At 68.5% G+C, this 1,204-nt stretch carries 1 protein-coding gene and 1 pseudogene; both read left to right on the forward strand.

The features are described 5' to 3' along the window. Window positions 1-19: 19 nt before the first annotated feature. Complete coding sequence (locus tag QZH66_RS16455) at window positions 20-847, forward strand: transaldolase family protein (RefSeq protein ID WP_305806952.1); 828 nt, start codon at window positions 20-22, stop codon at window positions 845-847. Continuing rightward, a pseudogene (gene pgi / locus QZH66_RS16460) lies at window positions 735-1,204 on the forward strand (glucose-6-phosphate isomerase); the annotation flags it as partial. The gene QZH66_RS16455 and the pseudogene pgi, both read left to right, overlap by 113 nt.

Below are 1,204 nucleotides of genomic sequence, written 5' to 3' on the forward strand. Positions count from 1 at the left end.
GCATCCTCGGGTGAATTCGGTGGCCTCGCTGTTCGTCAGCCGCTGGGACGTGGCGGCCAACAAGACGCTGCCCGAGCCACTGCACAACCAGCTCGGCATCGCCGTGGCAACGCAGACCTACCAGGCCTACCGGCAACTGCTAGCTTCCCCGCGCTGGCAGGGCCTGGCCGCAGCCGGCGCCCGTGTGCAACGCCTGCTGTGGGCGAGCACCGGCACCAAGGACCCGCAGGCCTCCGACACGCTCTACATCGAGGCACTGGCCGCGCCCAACACGGTCAACACCATGCCGGAGAAGACATTGTTCGCCTTCGCCGACCATGGCCAGGTCAAGCCGACCCTGGCGAGCTCAGGCAGCGGCGCCGATGCCGTGGTCGCCGCATGCCGCCAGGCAGGCATCGACACGGATGCACTCGCCGAACGCTTGCAGCGCGAAGGCGCCGACGCGTTCTCTGCCTCATGGAGCGCCTTACTCGACCACATCGCGGCCAAAACGCTCGCGCTCACNGCCGCCAGGCAGGCATCGACACGGATGCACTCGCCGAACGCTTGCAGCGCGAAGGCGCCGACGCGTTCTCTGCCTCATGGAGCGCCTTACTCGACCACATCGCGGCCAAAACGCTCGCGCTCACGCAGGCAGGTGCGCGATGAGCCGCACCTTTGTCCGGGTGGGTGCCAACCCACCGCCCCTGACCAGCCGGGCCGCCTGGAAGGCGCTGGTCGAACACCACCGCGTCATCGGCAAGCTGCACCTGCGCCAGCTCTTTGCCGAGGATGCCAGGCGCGGCGAACGCCTGAATGCCGAGGCGGCTGGCTGGTACCTCGACTATTCGAAGCAGCGCATCAATGACCAGACCCTGCGCCTCTTGCTCGGCCTGGCCGAGAGCAGCGGCCTGCGCGAACGCATGGACGCGATGTTCCGCGGCGACCCGATCAACGCTACCGAAAAACGCGCCTCCCTGCACACCGCTCTGCGCATGCCGGCGGGCACGCATCTGCAGGTAGCGGGCGTCGACGTGATCCCCGAGGTGCATGCCGTGCTGGACCGCATGGCCGCCTTCGCCGAGGCGCTGCGCAGCGGCCAGTGGCTGGGCCACACCGGCAAGCGCATCCGCAACATCGTCAACATCGGCATCGGCGGCTCGGATCTGGGCCCCGTGATGGCCTACGAGGCGCTGCGCCACTACAGCCAGCGCGACCTGTGCTG

Source organism: Stenotrophomonas sp. YIM B06876, assembly GCF_030711595.1.
GTDB lineage: Bacteria > Pseudomonadota > Gammaproteobacteria > Xanthomonadales > Xanthomonadaceae > Stenotrophomonas.